Source organism: Mesorhizobium sp. M7A.F.Ca.AU.001.01.1.1 (assembly GCF_004022735.1).
Lineage (GTDB): Bacteria > Pseudomonadota > Alphaproteobacteria > Rhizobiales > Rhizobiaceae > Mesorhizobium > Mesorhizobium ciceri.
This window is the reverse complement of the sequence record NZ_RZPF01000013.1, coordinates 1-21,920: the sequence shown is the minus strand read 5'-3', so window position 1 is coordinate 21,920 and position 21,920 is coordinate 1. Positions and strand designations below refer to the sequence as shown.

The window sequence follows — 21,920 nt, the reverse complement described above, 5'->3', positions numbered from 1 at the left end:
GATATCAGTTCATGCCGTGGGCCGGATGAAAGCCGGCCCCGAGAAGCTGCTGGCCGACCGCTATTTCGAGCGCTTCGCCAAGAGCGGCCCGGCGGTGGGGCTTGAATTTGGCGGCATTGCCGAAATAGCCGAGGGGCGCGGCCAGACTGCCAACGAGCGCCGGCGTGAGGAAGGCCAGAAACTGCAGACGCAGTTGCAGCCCGGCACCGCCCTGATCCTGCTCGACGAACGCGGCAAAAGCTTTTCCTCGGAAGATTTCGCCGGGCGCCTCGGCCTGTTGCGTGACGGTGGCCGCAAGGCGCTGATCATCGCCATCGGCGGCGCCGACGGCCACGATCAGTCGCTGCGCGACCAGGCCGAACTGGTGATGTCGTTCGGATTGCTGACATGGCCGCATCAACTGGTGCGCGTGATGCTGGGAGAGCAGCTTTATCGTGTGGCCACTATCCTTTCGGGACATCCCTACCATCGCTCGTAAGCCGGTGAATTGGTGCGACACACCCGGATTTCCGCCCCAATGCCAACGTAACATTGCATCGAGTGGGCGGTTTCGAACATGGTTGATTGTTCGTTAACGAAGCCACGCATAGAGTCGGGCTTCAATGTCTGAAGACAGAAAATCAAGAACGGGCTCATGGCGCGCGCGCTGCGGAATCGCGGCGGCGGTGCTTGTGCTGTCGCTGCATGCGGGGCGGGCGGAAAACACGCTCGACCTGGCTCCCGATCCGGACCAGAGCCGGGCCGAATATGAACGGGTCTCGAAGGAGATCACGCTGTCGTCGGAACGATTGGCCAAGCTCTCCGCCGACATCGCGACGATCAAGAAGGATCACGCCTCGATCACCGCCGCATTGATCCAGTCGGCGATGACCGAGCAGAAGCTCGGCCAGGACATCGAGGACATCGGCGCCAGGCTGGAAGGGTTGAAGGGCCAGGAACAGAAGATCCGCGCCTCGCTGATGGCGCGGCGCGACGTTCTGGCCGAAGTGCTGGGCGCGCTGCAGCGCATGGGCCTCAACCCGCCGCCGGCGATCCTGGTCAAGCCCGAGGACGCGCTGTCGTCGGTGCGCAGCGCCATCCTGCTCGGCGCGGTGGTGCCGGAACTGCGCCAGCAGACCGATAGCCTGCTTGCCGATCTCAAGGAACAGACCAGGATTACGGCGTCGATCGAGGCCGAACGGGCGCGGCTGACGGCGGCGGTCGGCGACCAGACGGCGGAAAAGAAGCGGCTCGGCATGCTGCTGGAGGCCAAGCAGAAGCTCGAAGCCGACACGCAAACGCAAATGGCCGCGGAAAAGCAGCGATCCGAAGCGCTGGCGGCCAAGGCCGGCAGCCTGAAAGAGTTGATCGCCTCGCTCGAAGCGCAGGCCGACAAGAGCCGCAAGGCCGCCGATGCCGCCAAGGCCGCTGAGCAGAAGACGGCGGATGGCGACAAGACATCCGCGCCGGCGGAACTGGCGTCGCTGCCCGTTCCGGAAAGCAACCAACTTGCCGCCGCGGTGCCCTTTTCGGCGCTGCAGGGACAGATCGCACTGCCGGTGACCGGCCGCATCAAGCGGCGATTCGGCGCCGACGACGGTAACGGCGCGGTGATGCTAGGCGACATGGTTGCGACACAATCGGGAGCCATCGTTACCGCGCCGGCGGATGGAAATGTGCTTTATGCGGGGCCGTTTCGCTCTTATGGTCAACTCTTGATCCTGAACGCAGGCGACGGCTATCATGTCGTTTTGGCGGGGATGAGCAGAATCAGCGTCGCGACCGGTCAATCAGTGCTTGCAGGAGAGCCGATCGGTGCGATGGGAGAGGCCCGGGTGGCGAGCACCTCGGTTTCGAAGAATGGAAATGCCACGCCGGAACTCTATGTCGAGTTCCGCAAGGATGGAAAACCCGTCGATCCGGCCCCATGGTGGGCGGACCGTTTTTCTGGAAGGACGTGAATAATGCGGAAACTGTCGCTTCTGTTTGCCGGTGCGCTGATGGGCGCGTCCGCCATGAGCCTGGTCTATGGCGCACCCGGCTCGGCGGCGAACGCTGCAGGGTCGGAGACCTACAAGCAACTGGCGATCTTCGGCGATATCTTCGAGCGCGTGCGGGCACAGTATGTGACGCCGCCCGACGACAAGTCGCTGGTCGAGAATGCCATCAACGGCATGCTGGCTTCGCTTGACCCGCACTCCTCCTACATGAATGCCGAGCAGGCGCAGGATATGCGCGTCCAGACCAAGGGCGAGTTCGGCGGCCTCGGCATCGAAGTCACCATGGAGAACGATCTGGTCAAGGTGATCACGCCGATCGACGACACGCCGGCCGCCAAGGCAGGCGTGCTGGCCGGCGACTACATCGCCAAGATCGACGGCGAAGAGGTTCGCGGCCTGACCCTCAACGATGCGGTCGACAAGATGCGCGGCCTGGTCAACACGCCGATCAAGCTGACCATCCTGCGCCAGGGCGCCGACAAGCCGATCGAACTGACGGTCGTGCGCGACATCATCAAGGTCAAGGCGGTCAAGTTCCGGGTCGAGAACGACATCGGCTACATGAAGATCACCTCCTTCACCGAAAAGACCTACGACGACCTCGAGAACGCCATCGACACCATCAAGAAGCAGATTCCCGACGACAAGCTGAAGGGCTACGTTCTGGATCTCCGCCTCAATCCGGGTGGCCTGCTCGACCAGGCGGTGAGCGTGTCCGATGCCTTCCTCAACCGCGGCGAGATCGTCTCGACGCGCGGCCGCGACCCCAAGGACGTCACCCGCTTCGACGCCAAGCCCAAGCAGGTCGACGACATCAACGGCAAGCCGATGATCGTCCTGGTCAATGGCGGTTCGGCCAGTGCCTCGGAAATCGTCGCCGGCGCGCTGCAGGACCTGCGCCGCGTCACGGTGGTCGGCACGCAGTCCTTCGGCAAGGGTTCGGTGCAGACCATCATTCCGCTCGGCGAGAATGGTGCGCTCAGGCTGACGACGGCGCTCTATTACACGCCGTCCGGCAAGTCGATCCAGGGCAAGGGCATCACGCCCGACATCAAGGTCGAACAGCCACTGCCGCCGGAACTGCAGGGCAGGGATCTGACGCGTGGCGAATCCGATCTCAAGGGCCATATCAAGGGCGCCGACGAGAGCACGACGGGTTCGGGCTCGGCCGCCTATGTGCCGCCGGATCCGAAAGACGATCTGCAGCTCATCTATGCCGAGCAGCTGCTGCGTGGCCAGAAGACCGATCCGTCCTTCCCGCCCAATCCGCAAAAGGCGGTTCTCAACCAGTAGGGATCTGGAGCGGCGCACGCGCCGCTCCATCTTTCTGTTTGAGCATGATGGAAGCAATGCGATGCTGCCGGGACCGAAAGGTTCCGGCAGTTTGATTCGGGGGCGAGGCAAAGCTCCCAAGGCATGGCGCGGGGGTGCGCCGGGATTGATGAATTCGCGCATGCCGTTTCGAAGTGGCTTCGCCTTCGGAGCCATGCGCCCGGGGATTACGCTTGACTGATATCGGCAAGGACATCGAACGCCCGCTCGGACAGGCAGTCCGGCCGCCGCGCGCCGCCGGCAAGCTCAGCGGCGGTGCGATCATGGCGACAGTGGCCGTGCTGGTGGTGGCAGGCATCTCCGGCGCGATCGCGCTCAGGGAAAAGCCGTTTCGTAAGCCGCAACAGGTTGCCGTTTCAACGCCGAAAGTGACCGCGGCGGCCGAACCTGCCGCCGCGCCGCCTGCATTGGCCCCGGCGGCACCGAAGCCGGAGGCGCCGGTCAAATCAGGTGGGCCGCAGATCATCCATGTGCAGACGGAGGAGGGCGATGGGCCGCCCAAGGCAGCGATCGTCATTCGCGACCCGTCGACCGTCGGCCAGAACCTGAAGGTCGCGCATATTCCAGACAAGGCGCTGATCGAGGCCAGCGAGACCGGGCCGTTGCCGGTGCGCGCCGCCGATGGCAGGCGGCCGTTCGACGTCTATGCGCGGCCCTGGTCGGGCGGGCGCGGCGCACGGGTGGCGATCGTCATCGGTGGACTTTCGGTTTCGCAGACCGGCACCCAGGCGGCCATCGCCAAGCTGCCGGCGGAAGTGACGCTGGCCTTCGCGCCGCAAGGCAACAGCATCGGCCGCTGGATGCAGGCAGCCAGGCAGAGCGGCCACGAGATCGTCATGCAGGTGCCGCTCGAACCGTTCGATTATCCCAAGGTCAATCCGGGACGCAACACGCTGACGGTGGCGGCGAGCGCGGACGAGAACCTGAAGAGCCTGCACTGGGCGCTGTCGCGGACGACCAACTATACCGGCGTCATGAACTATATGGGCGCCCGCTTTTCCGCTGCCGCGGCGGCGATGGAGCCGTTCATCGCCGAGCTCGGCAAACGCGGCCTCGCCTATATCGATGACGGCTCGTCGGCGCGCAGTCTGGCGCCGGATCTGGCGCTGAAGGACGGCGTGCCCTTCGTCGCCGGCGACATGGCGATTGATGCCGTGCAGGATCGCGGCGAAATCCTGAAGAAGCTCGACAGCCTGGAGGCGACCGCGCGGGCCAAAGGCACTGCCGTCGGCATCGGTTCGGCCTTCGACCTGACGGTCGATACCGTGTCATCCTGGGTGGTCGAGGCCAAGAAGCGCGGCATCGAGATCGTGCCGATTTCAGCGGTGGCTATCGATCCGCAAAAAGGCTAGCCCTCGGAAGACGGCTGGAAAGAGTGACTGATGCCAAAGACGAACAAAATCGACCGCGAAACGCTGCCTTACCGACCCTGCGTCGGGCTGATGATCCTCAATGCCGAGGGCCTGGTCTGGGTCGGGCACCGCATTGCCGAACCGGACAGCGAATTTGCCGGCACGACGCAGCTCTGGCAGATGCCACAAGGCGGCATCGACGAGGGCGAGGAGCCCCTGCAGGCGGCCGAGCGCGAGCTCTATGAGGAGACCGGCATGCGCGGCGTCTCGCTACTGGCCGAGGCGCCGGACTGGATCAACTATGATTTGCCGGAGCATCTCGTCGGCATCGCCTTCAAGGGCCGGTATCGCGGCCAGACGCAGAAATGGTTCGCCTTTCGCTTCCACGGCGATGTCAGCGAGATCCAGATCAATCCGCCGCCGGGTGGCCACACCGCCGAGTTCGACAAATGGGCATGGCGGCCGATGCAGGACCTTCCCGACCTGATCGTGCCGTTCAAGCGCCATGTCTATGAGGATGTGGTGGCGGCGTTCCGGCATCTGGTGCGATAGTAGGGGAGTAGGGGAGTAGGGGAGTAGGGTTGAATGTTCTGTTGCGGTCCGCGCCAAATTCTACTGACTACTGACTACTGACTAACCCATCCACCACAAGAACGGTCGCCATGAACGACGCCCTCCAAAAATCGCCGCCAGAAGAGGTCACCGCCACGAGCGAAGTGGCGGCTGGGGCCATCCTCACCATCGATCTCGGTGCAATCCGTGAAAACTACCGGCGGCTGAAGGCGCGGTTGGGCGATGTTGCCTGCGCTGGTGTGCTCAAGGCGGACGGCTACGGCCTTGGCGCCGGCCAGGTCGGGGCGGCACTGCTGCGCGAAGGCTGCGATATCTTCTTCGTTGCGCTTCTGGGCGAAGGCGTCGCCCTGCGCCGCTCGCTTGGGGCCGGCCCTGCCATTTTCGTGTTGAACGGCATTCCGCCCGGTGCCGAGCCGGACGCCGTGGCAGCAAACCTTTGCGCTGTTATCAACAGCCACGAGCAACTGGCAGCCTGGCGTGCTGCGGCCCGCCGCGCCGGCCGAAAACTGCCGGCCGCGGTCCAGGTCGACAGCGGCATGTCGCGGCTCGGCATGGCGCCTCGGGATGTGGATCGCATCGCCGCCGATCCGCAGGCTTTCGACGGCATCGACATCCGTTACGTGATGAGCCATCTGGCCTGCGCCGACGAGCCGGAGCATCCGGCCAATGAGAAGCAGCGGTCGGTGTTCGAGCGGCTGCGCGCAATGTTGCCGAAGGCGCCGGCGTCGCTGGCCAATTCCTCCGGCATCTTTCTTGGGCCGTCCTTTCACTACGATCTCGCCCGCCCCGGTGCCGCCCTCTACGGCATCAATCCGACGCCGCCAAAGTCCAATCCGATGCTGCCGGTGGTGCGGCTGCAGGCAAAGGTGGCACAGACGCGCAGCGTCGAAAAGGGCGCCGGCGTCGGCTATGGCCACAGCTATCATGCGCAAGGCCCGCTCAGGCTGGCGACGATTTCGTTCGGCTACGCTGATGGCTGGCAACGCCGCGCCGCGTCCGCCGCCTGGTTCGAGGGCGTGCGGCTACCTTTCGTCGGGCGGGTGTCGATGGATTCGATCATTCTCGACATTTCCGCCCTGCCGGCCGGCAGGCTGCGCGAGGGTGATCTGGTCGAACTGCTCGGTCCCTCGCAAAGCGTCGATGACGCCGCCGGCCATGCCGGCACCATCGGCTACGAGATCCTGACCAGCCTCGGTCCGCGCTTCCATCGGCGCTATGTCGGCGGTTGAGCGGTTTGGCCGCGCTTGACAAGCGGACGCCTGTCGGCAAGGCTCCATGCATGAGCAACCCAGCTTATATCAGAACCTTGTTCAGGGTCTGCCCGATCGCGGGATCGTAGCCCCGGCGCGGTCGCCTTTTGGCGTCCGTCCGAACCGGGGCATTTCTACCTGACATTATCATTCCCGAGCCAGACAGCTTCGCGGCTGCCGGTTTTTCATCAAGCCACCGTTTGCGCGGCGGCAGGCGCGCGTCTGTTCGATGCGCCAAGTCATGAGGTTTGCCATGCAACATGCAACAGGATTGCGTCCACCGAGCCGGCTTCTGGTCACCGATGCCGACCATCATAGGCTGACGGGCCTGGCGCGGGCGTCGCTCGACCGCGTGCCCGAGACGGCCGAAGAATTGCTTTCGGAGATGGACCGTGCCGTTGTCACGGCAGCGGCTTCCATGCCGGCCAATGTCGTGCGGATGGGCTCGGCGGTAACAATCCGCAACGATGGCGGCAACATCCAGCGCGTCACGCTGGTCTATCCCGGCGAAGCAGACATCAGTGAAAACAGGATCTCGGTGCTGACGCCGATGGGGACGGCGCTCATCGGCGCGACCGCTGGGCAGACGGTGTGCTGGAGCAGCCGTGGCGGCCGGGAACTGTCGGCGACCATCGAAGTGGTCGATACGCCGGCCTGCGGGCGGGAGGGGGCCTGATCATGGAGACGGTGATGACAGGCGCGAATTTCCAGCTGACGACAAAGGACTTCGCCGTCCTCGAAATCATGTTGGAGCGTCGGCGGGCTTTCGCGGATCCGATTGTTCCAATGCTTGAAGACAAGCTTTCCAAGGCCGAGGTCGTCGCGATGGATTCGGTCGGATCCGATATCGTGACGCTGAACAGCAGGCTGGTATTCCGTGTCGATGCCGGCCCCGCCCAGACCCGGACCCTGGTGCAGAATGAGGTGCGCGGCCCGGTCGGCTCCAGCCTGTCGATCATGACAAGGCGGGGGCTTTGCATGCTCGGCATGGCCGAGGGCCAGACTGCATGGATCGAACAGGCCGACGGCAGGCGGGAGTCGGTCCTGATCGCGACCGTGCTCTACCAGCCGGAGGCCGCGCGGCGTGCCGTCAGGGAGAAATCCCAGGCCGAGGCGCGACGGCCGCATGGGCTCACCCTCGTCTACAGCGCCGCAGCCGATTGGCGGCCCCTTGGCGAAAGGGCCGGAATGCGGCAGACAGGGGACGACGACCCCGGTCCTGCGGCGGCGTGAACAGGCAACACTGCATGATCTCGAAAATCGGCATCGATTTTCGCCGGGGATCATGCGCAAATCGGAATGCGCCGCGTCCAGGCGTCCTCAAGGGCGTGCGACGCGGCAAGGAGTAAACGATGAAGATCATGGTGCTGGGCGGCGGCGTCATCGGAGTGACCACGGCGTACTTTCTCGCCGAGGCCGGCCACGAGGTGACGGTTCTCGACCGCCAGAAAGGCCCGGCGCTGGAAACCAGCTTCGCCAATGCCGGCGAAATTTCGCCCGGCTACGCCTCGCCCTGGGCCGGGCCCGGCATTCCGCTGAAGGCGATCAAATGGCTGCTGATGAAGCATGGCCCGCTGGTGGTGCGGCCGGCCTTCGATCCGCATATGTGGACATGGCTCATCAAGATGCTGCGCAACTGCACGGCCGAGCGCTATGCGATCAACAAGGCGCGCATGGTGCCGCTGGCCGAATACAGCCGCGATACGCTCAAGGCGCTGCGCGAAGCGACCGGCATCGCCTATGACGAGCGGACCCAGGGCACGCTGCAGCTGTTCCGGACGCAAAAGCAGCTTGACGGCACCGGCGGCGATGTCGAGGTGCTGAAGAAGTATGGCGTGCCTTACGAGATCCTCGACCAGGACGGTTGCATCGCGGCTGAGCCTGGCCTTGCCGGGGTGCGCGAAAAGTTCGTCGGCGGCCTCAGGCTGCCGCACGACGAGACCGGCGACTGCAAGATGTTCACCGACAGGCTGGCCGAACTCTGTGTGGCCCGTGGCGTCAAGTTCGAGTACGACGTGACGATCTGGCGCGTCATCCGCAGCCGCAACCGCATTGCCAATCTCAGCACCAGCAAGGGCTGGAAGACCGCCGACGCCTATGTGATGGCGCTGGGCAGTTATTCGGCGGGTTTCATGCGCCGAGTGAAGCGGCCGATCCCGGTCTATCCGGTCAAGGGCTATTCGATCACCGTGCCGATCAAGGACGCGGCGGCGGCGCCGGTCTCGACGGTGATGGACGAGACCTACAAGGTGGCGATCACCCGGCTTGGCGACCGCATCCGGGTTGGCGGTACGGCCGAGATTTCCGGCTTCGACCTCAGGCTGCACGAATCGCGGCGGCGCACGCTGGAACACTCGGTCGGCGATCTCTTTCCTGGCGCCGGCGCGATGCGGGACGCGACGTTCTGGTGCGGGCTGCGGCCGATGACGCCGGATGGTCCGCCGCTGATCGGCCGCACCGAGCTTTCCAATCTCTATCTCAACACCGGCCACGGCACGCTCGGCTGGACCATGGCTTGCGGCTCGGGCAAGGTGCTGGCCGACATCATCTCCAACCGGGTGCCTGACATCGACGTCCGCGACCTCGCGCAGGAGCGCTATCTGCGCTAGAGAGTCAGAACGCCTGCCGGACCCAGTCCTCGTCGAAAAGCAGCCGGTAGGCCCACGGGATCGTCACATTGGTGGCGACCGGTTTGGAGTGGGCGACATAGTCGTCATAGATCGGCTTCATCCTGGTGTAGAAGGCCGGATCGAGCACCATCATGCCGTTCTCACTGTCGTGGAAGAAGCTGCGGTTGTTGAGGTTGACCGACGAGATGGCGACCAGCCTTTCGTCGATCATCATGATCTTGGAATGCAGCACCACGTCAGGCGCCTTGAACTCGCGGATGTTGATGCGATCGCCATATTTCTCGACAAACAGCTTGTTGAGCGCGGTGAGAAACTTGCCGCCGATATCGCCCTTGAGATCGATGCGGCCGACAATGTCGATCCTGACGCCGCGGGCGAGCGCCCGGTCAACAGCCTGGGCAAGCTTGGGCGTCAGGTTGAGGTAGGGATTAACGATCTGGATATGGTGCTGGGCGGCGTCGACCAACTCGACGAAATAGTCCTCCAGCGCATGGCCATCCTCGTAAGGCACCGAAATGAAGTGTCGTGCCGTGCCTGAAGGACGGGCGCCGTCGGACCGGACCGGAATGGAGAAGGGGCGCGCCAGATTGGTGTCGGCGTCGCGCAGCCACACTGTCGAAAGATGCGCGGCAAGGGTCTCGACCGTGGCCGGATCGGCGAACTCGATGTCGAAGTCGCTCCAGTTCGAATAGTAGTTCAGCGACAACCCGTCGGTCTTGCCGTATTGCTCAAGGTCTGGATAGCGCGACAGATCGATCGGCTGGTGGAACAGGAAGCCGTCATGGATGTTGCGGCCGCCGATGATGGCGCGCGACCGCCGTGGATCGTCGGCAAGCGTCGCCAGCATCTTGACGTGATGGACCTTGTGCAATTGTGAAATCTGCTCGTCGATCGGCGCGCCCCGGTCCGCCCGCCAGCGATATTCCTGCAGCCCGACATTGGGGAATTCGGCCGCCAGCCGATGCAGCATGGCGTCGTCCTTGTCGCGCTCCAGCACGTCGGTGACCAGGATGCGCACCTTGGTGCCGAGGGCTGCATGATGACGGATCAGCCGTTCGATGATGCGGCCGGAGAAGTCGGCCTTGAACTCCAGGGATGACAGATAGATCAGCTTCAGTTTTGGGGCCCTGGAGAAGTCGAGCGGCAGCTCCGGGTCGCCCTTGTCGATGGCGCTGTCGGACAGCGGCGCTCCCATCAGCGCCTCGACCTTGGCGTTGAAGCCGTCGCGCGATTTGCGCAGCAGGCGCGGCTTTCCGATCGGCAAGGCACAGGTCTGCGACAGCCAACGGCTGGCATAGAAGGCGCGGCTGAGAGGATCGAGGCCGGTTGGGTCTGGCGTCGGGCAACGCTCGTAGCGACTGTCGAAAGCGGCAAGCGCCGGATCGGCGGTCTCTTCGCGTCGGATGGTGAGCGGCGCGCCGGCCGGAGCAAGGCTGGAGCGGATTCTTGCCGCGCAGCGGTTCAGGCCGTCACTTGGAAACAGGCTGACCGTATCGTCCTCGCCGGACAGGCGAAAGCGAAATGCCGTGCCCGTGGCGATGGTGCGTGAAGCGCCGCCGGCACGGATCGCCAGCGTGCCGTCGCAGACGCCTTCGATGTCGGCCGGTTGCTTGCCGGCCTGGCGCAGCACGATCTCGACGCTGCGCGCTTGCAGGCCGGAGAAATCGAAGGTCTTGGGCGCCGAAGGCCGCGCCGCCGCATCGATGTAGAGCGTCTGTCGCGACACCCGCCAGCGTCCGTCAAAATGACCCTCGCCGCTGTTGGCGTCGGCCGGCGGCAGATGCGTTTCGGCAACCGGCCCGGCCAGTTTTTGCAGCGTCCGGTAGGTCGCCTGGAAATCGCTGTTGGCGATCTCATGGCGGTCGTGGCCGAAAGGGCCGGTGCCGTTGGCGCGGTCCATGGCGCCAAGCTGATGGCGGGCGAGCAGCGCCAGGAAGCGTTTTTCGTAGTCGCTGGTGCCGGCGTCGCCGAAAAACTGCGCGGCGGCGATCCGCGGCCCAGCTGTCTCCGCGGAGAGCGCGGGTCGCGCGCAAGCGCTCTGGCCTTGCAGGAGATCGCAGGCATTGCGACCAGTACCGGCACAGCCGGCAAGGACAGCCAGCCCGAACAGAACAACGGCGATGAATGCGCGACCCTTCACCCGGCCGCTCCGGTCTTCAGGGCGCTCAATTGCGCCGGATCGCGCGGCGGCATGAAGCCCTGCGGGAAGACCTTGCAGACGGGAATGGCGAAGGTGGCGATCAGCAGTTCGGCCTCGCCGCGCATCTTGCGCGGCGTTGCGTTGTCGTCACGGATCGCTTTCGCCGAGGCGACCAGGGCGCCGTCGCAGTCGCAATGGTTGTGGCGGGCGATGTAACAGGCGTCATGCGTCTGGCAGGCCGCGTCGAGGCGGTCGACCGGCCGGGCCGACAGATCGCCGGTGCGGGTGCCGGGGCCGCAATAATTGCCGAAGACGAAAGGCGAAGGCCGCGCCATGGCGTAGCGGATCGGTTTGGGCAGTTCGGCCTCCGGGACCTTCGTCCACGGATTGGCGCAAGCGGAAACGAAAAGCAGCGGCAGGATGGCAAGAACGGCTCGCATGTCTATCCGCGCCAGCTTTCTGAAAGGTTCCCCACCCGGCGACCTGCCCGTGGCCGGCGACCGCACGCCTGATGCCACACTGGCCGGTTTTGTGGCAAGGAAAAGGCGGCACGGCCAAAGCGTATCGCGTTTGATCGGATTCATGCGATGCGCTTTAGCGTCTTAGTTTATGCATGTCGTTCGCCCAAAACCGAGATCAGTTTTGGGCGACATGCCTCAGACGAACAGGTTCCGCTCCCGCTCCACCATCTTGGTGATGAAGCTGGCGACGATCTGGACGCGGCGCAGTGGCCTGACCGATTCGTGATAGACCAGCCAGTAGGCGCGGCGGATGGGTGCCACGACATCGACCGGCACGAGTTCCGGCATCGAGCGGGCGACGAAGGTGTGCAGGATGCCGATGCCGGCGCCCGAGCGCACTGCTTCGGCCTGGCCGAGCGCCGAGGAGATGGCGAAACTGGTGCGCCAGTCCGCGCTGAATTCGGCCGCGTAGTCGAGCGAAGGGCTGACAATGAGATCCGGCACATAGCCGATAAGGGTGTGCTGGCCGAGTTCGGCCGCTGTTTTGGGCAGACCATTGGCATCGACATAAGCGCGCGAGGCAAACAGGCCGAGCGAATAGTCGACCAGCTTTCCCGCCACCAGCCGGCCTTCGGTCGGCCGCTCGACAGTGATGGCGATGTCCGCCTCGCGGCGCGACAGGGAGAAGGAGCGCGGCACCGGCACAAGCTGGATCGTCAGTTCGCGGTGCAGGGCGGTCAGCGCGCCAAGGCGTTTGGCCAGGAAGGCAACGCCAAAACCGTCCGGGGCGCCGATGCGCACCGTGCCGGAAACATCGTCGCCTTCGCCTGATATGGTCGAGCGCGCGGCGATCATGTCGCCCTCCATGCGCTCGGCAATGTCGAGGAAGCGCTCGCCGGCGGGAGTCAGCTCGCTGCCGGTGGTCAGCCGGCGAAACAGCTTTGTCCGAAGCGCATCCTCGAGTGCGGCGATGCGGCGTGAGACGGTGGCGTGGTTGAGCTCCAGCCGTTTGGCGGCGCCAAGGATCTGGCCGGCACGCGCCACGGCAAGGAAGATGCGGACGTCATCCCAGTTCATGGGGATGGTCCAGATGACAATCGCTGACGCCGCGTCCTGTGGTGGAAACTCAATCTCTCAATCCCTGCTGCTATCAGACGGGGTCTCGCATTTGCGAGAATTGATGCTCGTCCGTCAACCGCTATCTACTTTCCGCACAACGGTTGCGTTCTCCGTCGCGTTGCCATCCGCCGGCCAAAGGCGGACAATGCAGCATCACAAACAAGGGAGAGAAATCATGATCGACTATGGTCATTTCATCGGCGGCAAGCACGTCGCCGGGACCAGCGGCCGCAAGCAGGATGTCATGCAGCCGATGGACGGCTCCGTGCGCGGCACGGTGGCGCTGGCATCACAGGCGGAACTGCGCGCTGCGGTGGAGAACGCCAAGGCTGCGCAGCCGAAATGGGCCGCAACCAACCCGCAGCGTCGCGTGCGCGTGCTGATGAAGTTTCTCGAACTGGTCGCCCGCGACTATGACGAACTGGCCGACATCCTGGCGCGCGAGCACGGCAAGACGATCGCCGACGCCAAGGGCGACATCCAGCGCGGCCTCGAAGTGGTCGAAGTCTGCATCGGCGCGCCACACATGATGAAGGGTGAATTCACCGACGGCGCCGGCCCCGGCATCGACGTCTATTCGATGCGCCAGCCGCTCGGCGTCGTCGCCGGCATCACGCCGTTCAACTTCCCGGCAATGATCCCGCTGTGGAAGATCGCGCCGGCCATCGCCTGCGGCAACGCCTTCATCCTGAAGCCTTCGGAGCGCGATCCGGGCGTGCCGATGCGCATCGCCGAACTGTTCCTCGAAGCTGGCCTGCCGGCGGGCATCCTCAATGTCGTCAATGGCGACAAGGACGTGGTCGACGCCATCCTCGACGATCCCGACATCAAGGCCATCGGCTTTGTCGGCTCGACGCCGATCGCCCACTACATCTATTCGCGCGGCACGGCCGCCGGCAAGCGCGTGCAGTGCTTCGGCGGCGCCAAGAACCACATGATCATCATGCCCGATGCCGACATGGACCAGACGGTCGACGCGCTGATCGGCGCCGGCTACGGCTCGGCCGGCGAACGCTGCATGGCGATCTCGGTTGCCGTCCCGGTCGGCAACGACACCGCCAACCGGCTGATGGAAAAGCTGATCCCGCGCGTCGAAAGCCTGAAGGTCGGTCCTTCGACCGACTCTTCCGCCGATTTCGGCCCGCTGGTGACGCGCCAAGCCCTGGAGCGGGTCAAGGGCTATGTCGACACCGGCGTCAAGGAAGGCGCCAAGCTGGTCGTCGACGGCCGCGGCTTCTCCATGCAGGGCTATGAAGACGGCTACTATATGGGCGGCTGCCTGTTCGACAACGTCACCGCGGACATGCGCATCTACAAGGAAGAGATCTTTGGGCCGGTGCTGTCGGTTGTGCGCGCGCCGACCTATGAGAGCGCGATCAAGCTCGCCAACGACCACGAGATGGGCAATGGCGTCGCCATCTTCACTCGTGACGGCGATGCCGCGCGCGATTTCGCAAGCCGTGTCCAGGTCGGCATGGTCGGCATCAATGTGCCGATCCCGGTGCCGATCGCCTACTACACCTTCGGCGGTTGGAAGGCGTCTTCCTTCGGCGACCTCAACCAGCACGGCCCGGACGCGTTCCGTTTCTACACCAAGACCAAGACGGTGACCTCGCGCTGGCCGTCCGGGATCAAGGACGGTGCCGAATTCGTCATCCCGACGATGAACTGACCGGACAACAGATTGATTTTGAATTTGAGGCCCGGGCGCTCGCGCCCGGGCTTTTTTGCAGTCCGGCGACGACCCTATCTGCGTGAACGCTAATGTGATGGAACCAAGTGGGCATCTGCCGTCTTGGTTTGCAGTCCTGCCGCAAGGAGGTACGGCAGATCAAGCAACGGCGCTGGCGACAGCTTCGGGGACATCGTCTGGCGCAAGGAGGTGTCAGATGACCCGTCTTGTGGCAACGCTATTTTTCGCGGCGGTTTCCGCGTTTGCCGCCGTCCCGGCGATGGCGGAGCAATGCGCAGCCCGTGCGGATATGATCAAAGCGCTCGGGGAAAAATTCCACGAAAGCGAGGCTGCGCGCGGCCTGGTCAACCCGAGCGTCATTCTTGAGATATTCGTCTCCGACCAGGGCACCTGGACGATCCTTGCCACCGACACGCATGGTCAGAGCTGCGTCATCACGGCGGGCGAAGGCTGGGACGGTTCGTTGATGGCGGCGGCTGCCTTGCCAGGGACGTGATCCGAGCTTCGAGGAAGCACCGGCGACGAAAGCGCATCGGATTAAAAGACGCTCAGCGCGTCGCCGCCGTTTCGGCGTGGCCGCGCAGCAGCGCCATCAGGCGTTTGGCATCCTTGGCCGCGGCCTCCTCGTCGCCGGCAAGGATCGAGCGGATCAGCGCGACATGGTGCTCGGCGGATTCGGCAAGACCGGTCTCGGCCTTGTAGCGGAACCAGAAGCGGCGGCTGTGGGTCTGCAACGGGGCGGCCAAACGGGCGGCGAAGGGATTGTCGGCAGCCAGTGCCAACGCTTCGTCAAGTGCCTTGTCGGCCTGAATGAAGGCAAGCACGTTGCCCGAGATCACCGCTTTCTGCATGGCAAGCGCTGCTTCGTGAAACAGGTCGGCGGCCTCGCGGGTGACGAAGCGGGCGGCCGAGCGGGCCAGCACCACCTCGACGCCGCGACGCGCGTCGAGCACGCGCAGCCAGTCGCCGGGATGCAGCGGGGCGATGGCGATGCCTGCGCGCGGCCTGATGTCGAGCAGCCCTTCCCAGGCCAGCCGCTGGATCGCCTCGCGCACCGGTGTCCTGCCAAGCCCGAGCCTGTCGATCAGGGCGCCCTCGGTGACGAAGCTTGCCGGGGCCAGTTCGAGCGTGACGATCATGTGCTCGAGCACATGGTAGGCCCTGGTCGCGGCCGGCTCCGCCGAGGTGCTTGCTGCCGTGGATATCAAATGCGCTCTCCTGATATATCTTGAATATATCATAACGGATTCCGCATTGACAGCGGGTTTGTTAATAGATATACCAGTGATATATCAGATGGAGAGATGATCATGTGGACCGGAGTTTTTCCTGCCGTCACGACCAAATTCACCGCGGATGATCGCCTCGATCATGCCGAGATGGAGCGCTGCTTCAACCTGCAGATGGAAGCTGGCTGCGACGGCATCATCGTTTGCGGATCGCTCGGCGAGGGGCCGATGCTGTCGCCCGATGAGAAGATCGAGGTGCTGAAGACCGCACAAAAGGTCGCCGGCAAGAAGCCGGTGCTGCTGACGGTCAACGAGGCCGGCACACGCGAGGCCGCCAGCATCGCCAAGCGCGCGAGCCGGGAAGGCGCCAACGGCCTGATGGTCGTGCCGAGCCCGATCTACCACACCAATGCGGAAGAGACGGTCGCGGCGCTGCGCGCGGTCGCGCAGGCTGGCGACCTGCCGGTCATGATCTACTCCAACCGGCTTGCCTACCGCGTCGACGTCAGCGTCGACCAGATGGAGGAGCTGGCGTCGGACGAGCGCTTTGTCGCGATCAAGGAATCCTCCGACGACATCCGTCGTTCGACCGAGATCATCAATCGCCTGGGCACTCGCTACGACCTGTTCACCGGCGTCGACAATCTGGCCTTCGAGGCGCTGTCGGTCGGCGCCATCGGTTGGGTGGCCGGACTGGTCACCGCGTTCCCGCGCGAGACGGTCGCCATCTACCAGCTGATGAAGCAGGGTCGCCGCGAAGAGGCGCTCGGCATCTACCGCTGGTTCCGGCCGCTGCTCGATCTCGACGTCTCGACCTATCTGGTCCAAAACATCAAGCTTGCCGAAGTGTTCGCGATCAACACAAATGACCGCGTTCGCATGCCGCGACAGCCGCTGTCTGGCGATCGCCGCAAGTCCGTCGAGAAGATCGTCAAGGATGCGCTCGCGGTGCGGCCGACACTGCCGCAGTTCTGAGGCTTCTTCTTCCTGTTCGCAGGGAGAAGATGGTGGCAGCCAGATAAGGGGCAGCGCCCACGTGCAAGGAAATTCCAAGTCGACAGAAGCGGGGCGCAGCCCCTCATCCGCCCTTCGGGCGCCTTCTCCCCGTGAACGGGGAGAAGGGTTGGACATAGCCATCGTCGGTGGCGGCATCATCGGTATCTGTGCCGCTGCTTCTCTCGCTGAGGCGGGACGCAGGGTCACCGTCTTCGATCGCACAGGCATTTGCGAGGTGACGAGCTCGGGCAATGCCGCCGCCTTCGCCTTCTCCGACGTGCTGCCGCTGGCGCACAAGGGCATGATGCGGCAGCTGCCGAAATGGCTGGCCGATCCGCTCGGCCCGCTCAGCATCCCGCCCGCCTACCTGCCGACGCTTCTGCCCTGGCTGATCCGCTTCTGGCGCGCCGGTGCGCCGGGGAAATACGAGGCGAGCCTTGCCGCTCAAGCAGGCATGATGAAGCTTGCCGAGGCGGAGTGGATGGGCTTGCTCGATCGCTCCGGCACGCGGTCGATGCTGCGCGAGGATGGCTCGCTCGAGCTTTACGAAAGCGAAGCCGAATTTCAGGCCGGGCTGCCCGGCTGGGCGGCGCGTAAGCGTTTCGGCATCGGTTTCCGCCACGTCGAGGGCGAGGAACTGGCCGCCTTGCAGCCGGGCCTGTCGCCGCGCTTCATCAAAGGCACGTTCGTGCCGGGATGGAAGACGGTCGCCGACCCGAAACTGCTGGGCAAAGCGGTGTGGACCTATGCGCAGGCCAAGGGCGCTCGCTTTGAGCTGGTCCGGATCAGCCAAGTCGCGGCGGATCAGGATGGAGCGACGCTGACGTTGGCAGACGGCACGACCAGAGAGGCCCGGCACCTCGTCGTCGCCGCCGGCGCCTGGTCGCATCTGCTGGCTAAGCAACTCGGCGATCGCATTCCGCTGGAGACCGAGCGCGGCTACAACACCACCTTGCCCACGAGTGCCTTCGACGTGAAGCGGATGCTGATCTTCTCCGGCCATGGTTTCGTCGTCACGCCGCTCGAAACGGGTCTGCGCGTCGGCGGCGCCGTCGAACTCGGCGGCATCGAACGGCCGCCCAATTATGCCAGGTCGAAGGCGCTGCTGCAGAAGGCACAGAAATTCCTGCCGGGGCTCGATCCCTCGGGCGGGCGCGAATGGATGGGGTTCCGCCCCTCGCTGCCGGATTCAGTGCCCGTCATCGGCGGCGCGCCGGGAAAGCGGTCGGTGGTCTATGCCTTCGGCCATGGCCATCTCGGCCTGACCCAGGCGGCGGCCACCGGACGGTTGATCAGGGATCTTGTCCTGGGGCAGACTCCGCCGATCGATCTGGCCCCCTTCAGTCCGCAACGATTTTGATTTTTTCGGGTTTTTGATTTTCGAGGAGCGTCATGGCCAAGAAATCCTTCTTCTGCATAGACGGCCACACCTGCGGCAATCCTGTGCGGCTGGTCGCCGGCGGCGGCCCGCTGTTGCAGGGCGCGACGATGATGGAGCGGCGTGCGCATTTTCTGGCCGAATATGACTGGATCCGCACCGGGTTGATGTTCGAGCCGCGCGGCCACGACGTGATGTCCGGTTCGATTCTCTATCCGCCGACGCGCGAGGATTGCGACATCGCCATCCTGTTCATCGAAACCTCCGGCTGCCTGCCGATGTGCGGCCATGGCACGATCGGTACGGTGACGATGGCCATCGAGCACGGACTGATCAAACCAAAGACGCCGGGCGTGCTCAGGCTCGACACGCCGGCCGGGCTGGTCGTCGCCGAATACAAGCAGGTCGGCGACTATGTCGAGGAGGTGCGCATCACCAATGTGCCATCCTTCCTCCATGCCGAGGGGCTGACGGTCGAATGCCCTGGGCTCGGTGAAATCACCGTCGACGTCGCCTATGGCGGCAACTTCTACGCCATCGTCGAACCGCAGGAGAACTATCGCGACATGGCCGATCATTCGGCGGGCGACTTCATCGCCTGGAGCCCGGTGGTGCGGCAGCGGCTCAACGAGAAATATTCCTTCGTGCATCCGGAAAATCCTGGCATCAACCGGCTGTCGCACATGCTGTGGACCGGTGCGCCGACGGTGGATGGGGCGGATGCCCGCAATGCCGTGTTCTACGGCGACAAGGCGATCGACCGCTCGCCCTGCGGCACCGGCACCTCGGCGCGCATGGCGCAGCTTCATGCCAAGGGCAAACTCAAGGCCGGAGACAGCTTCGTGCATGAATCGATCATCGGTTCGCTGTTCAAGGGCAAGGTCGAAAAGGATGTCAGCGTGGCCGGCAAGCCGGCCATCATTCCCTCGATCGGCGGCTGGGCGCGCATGACCGGACTGAACACCATCTTCATCGACGACCGCGACCCGTTCGCGCACGGGTTTGTTGTCAAGTGATGGGAATCCTGACCTTGCGGAAAGCAACGACCTGAAAAATGGATCGTGCCAAAAACGCAAGGATTCCTTTCATCACCTAATTTTGACGGCGATTTCTTCGAAACGGGGCGCATGATGCGGTCGAATCGTCAAAGACATTGCGTTATGCCAATGGTAGGGTCCGCGATAGTCCAGGGGTCGGATGATGGAAAACGGGCAATCGGGCGGCGTGCTTCGAAAACACGCATGACGATTGAAAAATGACGTTGCAATCCGGGCTCGAAACTTTACGACTAGGGGAAATACGAAAAGGAATGCGTCTGCATGGGCGACATTCCAGGGGAGCCATGTACACATGCAGTACTTTGTCCAGCAGCTTATCAACGGGCTGACGCTGGGATCGATCTATGGGCTGATCGCGATCGGCTACACGATGGTCTACGGCATCATCGGTATGATCAATTTCGCCCATGGCGACATCTTCATGGTGGGTGCCTTCACGGCACTGATCGTCTTCCTCGCCCTTGGCGCGCTGTTCTATTCCGTGCCGGTTGTGCTGGCGCTGCTGATCATGATGATCGTGGCGATGCTGCTCACCAGCCTCTACAACTGGACGATCGAAAAGGTGGCCTACCGGCCGCTGCGCGGTTCGTTCCGACTGGCCCCGCTGATCACTGCCATCGGCATGTCGATCGCGCTGTCGAACTTCGTCCAGGTGACGCAGGGTCCCCGCAACAAGCCGATCCCGCCGATGGTCAGCCAGGTTTACAACATCAACGGCATCAGCGTGTCGCTGAAGCAGATCATCATCGTCGTCGTCACGGCGCTGCTGCTGGCGCTGTTCTGGTATCTGGTCAACAAGACCTCGCTTGGACGAGCGCAACGGGCCTGTGAGCAGGACCGCAAGATGGCGGCGCTGCTCGGCATCGATGTCGACCGTACCATCTCGATCACCTTCATCATGGGTGCGGCCCTTGCCGCGGTCGCCGGCACTTTGTTCCTGATGTATTACGGCGTCATTGCCTTCTCGGATGGTTTCACGCCGGGCGTGAAAGCCTTCACGGCGGCGGTGCTGGGCGGCATCGGTTCGCTGCCGGGCGCGGTGGTCGGCGGGTTGATGATCGGCTTCATCGAGAGCATGTGGTCGGCCTATTTCTCGATCGACTACAAGGATGTCGCGGCGTTCTCGATCCTGGCCATCGTGCTGATCTTCCTGCCTTCCGGCATATTGGGCCGGCCAGAAGTCGAAAAGGTCTGAGACTATGGCCGTCACCGTATCTCCGGAGCGCGACACCGTCGCCACCCCCATGCAGCGCGCATTGCGTGAGGCGCTCTATGCCGCTGCCATATCGTTTGGCCTGTTCGTGCTGTTCATCGGCCTGAAGACCGGCCAGAACATTTCCAATGAACTGGTCCTGACGACACGCTGGGGCCTGCTTGCCGCCGTGGTTATCGCCACGGCTGTCGGGCGCTTCCTCTATGTCGCCTATGGACAGCCCTTCCTGGCCAACCAGAAGATCACCGACGTCGCCACCGGCCTGCTGCCGGCCAGCGTGGCGTCACGCTTCTTCCAGTTGCCGGCCTTCATCGTGGCCTTGGTCGCGGCGGTGGTGTTGTTTGCGGTCAACAGCTCTCTCGTCGGATGGGTGGGAGCGGAGCCGGCGGGCTATCTGCAGTTCCTGCGCGCCTTGTCGGTCATCTATGTGCTGGCCTGCGTGATCTATTATTTCCGCGGCTTCATTCATGCCAACTTCACCAAACTCGGCATTGCCGCGCTGATCCTCTATCCGATCCTGGTGGTGGCGATCCTGTCGCTGATGTCCTGGTCGTTCGTCGGCGGACTGCAAGGCTCGCTGAAATGGGTCGACAATTTCGGCATCCAGATCCTGATCTATGTGATGCTGGCCTGGGGCCTGAACATCGTCGTTGGCCTCGCCGGCCTGCTCGACCTCGGTTATGTCGCCTTCTACGCGGTCGGCGCCTATGCCTATGCGCTGCTCGGCACGCAGTACGGCCTGTCGTTCTGGATCCTTTTGCCGGCCGCCGGCGCCATGGCCGCCTTCTGGGGCGTGCTGCTCGGTTTCCCGGTGCTGCGCCTGCGCGGCGATTACCTGGCGATCGTCACCTTGGCTTTCGGTGAGATCATCCGCCTGGTGCTGATCAACTGGCGGGAAGTCACCAACGGTTCAGCCGGTATTTCCGGCATCCCGAAGGTCACCTTCTTCGGCCTGATGACCTTCAACGTGTCGGACCCCAATTACGTCGCCAAGGTGCTGCATCTGGCGACATCGAGCGCCTACTACAAGATCTTCCTCTATTACCTGATCCTGGCGCTGGCGCTGCTGACAGCCTTCGTCACCATCCGGCTGCGGCGCATGCCGGTCGGCCGTGCCTGGGAAGCGTTGCGCGAGGACGAGATCGCCTGCCGCTCGCTCGGCATCAACACCACCACCACGAAGCTTACGGCCTTTGCCACGGGTGCGATGTTCGGCGGCTTCGCCGGCGCATTCTTCGCCGCACGGCAGGGCTTCGTCAGCCCGGAATCCTTCGTCTTCCTGGAATCGGCCATCATCCTGGCCATCGTGGTTCTCGGTGGCATGGGCTCGCTGGTCGGCATAGCGGTCGCCGCAATGGTGATGATCGGCGGCACCGAGGCGTTGCGCGAACTCGACTTCCTCAAGCAGGTCTTCGGACCGGACTTCACACCGGAACTCTACCGCATGCTGCTGTTCGGCATGGCCATGGTCATCGTCATGCTGTGGAAGCCGCGCGGCTTCGTCGGCAGTCGTGAAC

General features: G+C 63.9%; 20 protein-coding genes. 16 read left to right on the top strand and 4 right to left on the bottom strand.

Annotated elements, in window-relative coordinates; genetic code table 11:
* Position 1: 1 nt before the first annotated feature.
* The 9 genes from rlmH to EN884_RS01970 all read left to right on the top strand — a co-directional run bounded on the left by rlmH (position 2) and on the right by EN884_RS01970 (position 9,095).
* Positions 2-478: a 23S rRNA (pseudouridine(1915)-N(3))-methyltransferase RlmH gene (rlmH, locus tag EN884_RS02010; RefSeq protein WP_245491893.1), complete on the top strand. Its 477-nt coding sequence runs from the start codon at positions 2-4 to the stop codon at positions 476-478.
* Between the two features lie 124 nt (positions 479-602).
* Complete coding sequence (locus tag EN884_RS02005) at positions 603-1,940, top strand: murein hydrolase activator EnvC (protein ID WP_024502880.1); 1,338 nt, start codon at positions 603-605, stop codon at positions 1,938-1,940.
* On the top strand, positions 1,941-3,272 hold the full coding sequence (locus tag EN884_RS02000) for a S41 family peptidase (RefSeq protein WP_024502881.1): 1,332 nt from the start codon (positions 1,941-1,943) through the stop codon (positions 3,270-3,272). It abuts the gene before it with no gap.
* Between the two features lie 212 nt (positions 3,273-3,484).
* Positions 3,485-4,663 (top strand): divergent polysaccharide deacetylase family protein, encoded by a 1,179-nt coding sequence (locus EN884_RS01995; protein ID WP_128360456.1) that lies wholly within the window; start codon positions 3,485-3,487, stop codon positions 4,661-4,663.
* Positions 4,664-4,693: 30 nt separating this feature from the next.
* Entirely contained in the window at positions 4,694-5,215 is a 522-nt protein-coding gene (locus tag EN884_RS01990; protein ID WP_013529078.1) for an RNA pyrophosphohydrolase, read from the top strand.
* Between the two features lie 110 nt (positions 5,216-5,325).
* The gene (alr, locus tag EN884_RS01985) at positions 5,326-6,465 is read left to right on the top strand and encodes an alanine racemase (RefSeq protein WP_063169214.1); all 1,140 of its coding nucleotides are present in this window, start codon (positions 5,326-5,328) and stop codon (positions 6,463-6,465) included.
* A 274-nt stretch (positions 6,466-6,739) separates the two neighbouring features.
* Positions 6,740-7,162, top strand: a complete 423-nt coding sequence (gene rnk / locus EN884_RS01980; protein WP_027162554.1) for a nucleoside diphosphate kinase regulator — start codon at positions 6,740-6,742, stop codon at positions 7,160-7,162.
* A 2-nt stretch (positions 7,163-7,164) separates the two neighbouring features.
* A complete protein-coding gene (locus tag EN884_RS01975) occupies positions 7,165-7,719 on the top strand; it encodes a nucleoside-diphosphate kinase (RefSeq protein WP_082826563.1) in 555 nt (184 codons plus the stop codon).
* Between the two features lie 119 nt (positions 7,720-7,838).
* Positions 7,839-9,095 carry a D-amino acid dehydrogenase gene (locus tag EN884_RS01970; RefSeq protein WP_013529082.1) on the top strand — a complete coding sequence of 419 codons (1,257 nt, stop codon included), beginning with the start codon at positions 7,839-7,841 and terminating at the stop codon, positions 9,093-9,095.
* Positions 9,096-9,099: 4 nt separating this feature from the next.
* Here the strand turns inward: EN884_RS01970 and EN884_RS01965 are convergent, their stop codons facing one another.
* From EN884_RS01965 to EN884_RS01955, 3 genes are all read right to left on the bottom strand, one after another.
* Positions 9,100-11,256 carry a phospholipase D-like domain-containing protein gene (locus EN884_RS01965; protein WP_063169213.1) on the bottom strand — a complete coding sequence of 719 codons (2,157 nt, stop codon included), beginning with the start codon at positions 11,254-11,256 and terminating at the stop codon, positions 9,100-9,102.
* Positions 11,253-11,696 carry a hypothetical protein gene (locus EN884_RS01960; RefSeq protein ID WP_063170362.1) on the bottom strand — a complete coding sequence of 148 codons (444 nt, stop codon included), beginning with the start codon at positions 11,694-11,696 and terminating at the stop codon, positions 11,253-11,255. The genes EN884_RS01965 and EN884_RS01960 overlap by 4 nt, the downstream gene beginning before the upstream one ends.
* Before the next feature lie 216 nt (positions 11,697-11,912).
* A complete protein-coding gene (locus EN884_RS01955; RefSeq protein WP_013529085.1) occupies positions 11,913-12,794 on the bottom strand; it encodes a LysR family transcriptional regulator in 882 nt (293 codons plus the stop codon).
* 217 nt (positions 12,795-13,011) lie between these two features.
* Here EN884_RS01955 and EN884_RS01950 point away from each other — a divergent pair, with 217 nt between their 5' ends.
* Both EN884_RS01950 and EN884_RS01945 read left to right on the top strand, forming a co-directional pair.
* Positions 13,012-14,508 (top strand): CoA-acylating methylmalonate-semialdehyde dehydrogenase, encoded by a 1,497-nt coding sequence (locus EN884_RS01950; protein ID WP_013529086.1) that lies wholly within the window; start codon positions 13,012-13,014, stop codon positions 14,506-14,508.
* Between the two features lie 217 nt (positions 14,509-14,725).
* On the top strand, positions 14,726-15,025 hold the full coding sequence (locus EN884_RS01945) for a hypothetical protein (protein ID WP_024502890.1): 300 nt from the start codon (positions 14,726-14,728) through the stop codon (positions 15,023-15,025).
* 52 nt (positions 15,026-15,077) lie between these two features.
* Here the strand turns inward: EN884_RS01945 and EN884_RS01940 are convergent, their stop codons facing one another.
* Positions 15,078-15,770, bottom strand: coding sequence for a GntR family transcriptional regulator (locus EN884_RS01940; RefSeq protein ID WP_050596296.1), 693 nt, complete (start codon positions 15,768-15,770; stop codon positions 15,078-15,080).
* Between the two features lie 69 nt (positions 15,771-15,839).
* On the opposite strand from EN884_RS01940, the gene EN884_RS01935 reads away from it, so the two are divergent.
* From EN884_RS01935 to livM, 5 genes are all read left to right on the top strand, one after another.
* Positions 15,840-16,733, top strand: a complete 894-nt coding sequence (locus tag EN884_RS01935) for a dihydrodipicolinate synthase family protein (protein ID WP_024502892.1) — start codon at positions 15,840-15,842, stop codon at positions 16,731-16,733.
* Between the two features lie 148 nt (positions 16,734-16,881).
* Positions 16,882-18,114 carry an FAD-binding oxidoreductase gene (locus tag EN884_RS01930; protein ID WP_082826562.1) on the top strand — a complete coding sequence of 411 codons (1,233 nt, stop codon included), beginning with the start codon at positions 16,882-16,884 and terminating at the stop codon, positions 18,112-18,114.
* Between the two features lie 32 nt (positions 18,115-18,146).
* Complete coding sequence (locus tag EN884_RS01925; protein ID WP_013529091.1) at positions 18,147-19,148, top strand: 4-hydroxyproline epimerase; 1,002 nt, start codon at positions 18,147-18,149, stop codon at positions 19,146-19,148.
* A 334-nt stretch (positions 19,149-19,482) separates the two neighbouring features.
* Positions 19,483-20,385 (top strand): branched-chain amino acid ABC transporter permease, encoded by a 903-nt coding sequence (locus EN884_RS01920; RefSeq protein WP_013529092.1) that lies wholly within the window; start codon positions 19,483-19,485, stop codon positions 20,383-20,385.
* A gap of 4 nt (positions 20,386-20,389) precedes the next feature.
* Positions 20,390-21,920, top strand: a 1,531-nt coding sequence (gene livM / locus EN884_RS01915) for a high-affinity branched-chain amino acid ABC transporter permease LivM (protein ID WP_128360455.1), incomplete at its 3' end; no start/stop codon positions are given.

Excerpts from the sequence above, each read along its gene's own strand:
- EN884_RS02005 (WP_024502880.1), top strand. The coding sequence starts at position 603 with ATGTCTGAAGACAGAAAATCAAGAACGGGCTCATGGCGCGCGCGCTGC.
- EN884_RS01990 (WP_013529078.1), top strand. The coding sequence starts at position 4,694 with ATGCCAAAGACGAACAAAATCGACCGCGAAACGCTGCCTTACCGACCC.
- alr (WP_063169214.1), top strand. The coding sequence starts at position 5,326 with ATGAACGACGCCCTCCAAAAATCGCCGCCAGAAGAGGTCACCGCCACG.
- rnk (WP_027162554.1), top strand. The coding sequence starts at position 6,740 with ATGCAACATGCAACAGGATTGCGTCCACCGAGCCGGCTTCTGGTCACC.
- EN884_RS01975 (WP_082826563.1), top strand. The coding sequence starts at position 7,165 with ATGGAGACGGTGATGACAGGCGCGAATTTCCAGCTGACGACAAAGGAC.
- EN884_RS01970 (WP_013529082.1), top strand. The coding sequence starts at position 7,839 with ATGAAGATCATGGTGCTGGGCGGCGGCGTCATCGGAGTGACCACGGCG.
- EN884_RS01960 (WP_063170362.1), bottom strand. The coding sequence starts at position 11,696 with ATGCGAGCCGTTCTTGCCATCCTGCCGCTGCTTTTCGTTTCCGCTTGC.
- EN884_RS01955 (WP_013529085.1), bottom strand. The coding sequence starts at position 12,794 with ATGAACTGGGATGACGTCCGCATCTTCCTTGCCGTGGCGCGTGCCGGC.
- EN884_RS01950 (WP_013529086.1), top strand. The coding sequence starts at position 13,012 with ATGATCGACTATGGTCATTTCATCGGCGGCAAGCACGTCGCCGGGACC.
- EN884_RS01945 (WP_024502890.1), top strand. The coding sequence starts at position 14,726 with ATGACCCGTCTTGTGGCAACGCTATTTTTCGCGGCGGTTTCCGCGTTT.
- EN884_RS01940 (WP_050596296.1), bottom strand. The coding sequence starts at position 15,770 with ATGATATATTCAAGATATATCAGGAGAGCGCATTTGATATCCACGGCA.
- EN884_RS01935 (WP_024502892.1), top strand. The coding sequence starts at position 15,840 with ATGTGGACCGGAGTTTTTCCTGCCGTCACGACCAAATTCACCGCGGAT.
- EN884_RS01925 (WP_013529091.1), top strand. The coding sequence starts at position 18,147 with ATGGCCAAGAAATCCTTCTTCTGCATAGACGGCCACACCTGCGGCAAT.
- EN884_RS01920 (WP_013529092.1), top strand. The coding sequence starts at position 19,483 with ATGCAGTACTTTGTCCAGCAGCTTATCAACGGGCTGACGCTGGGATCG.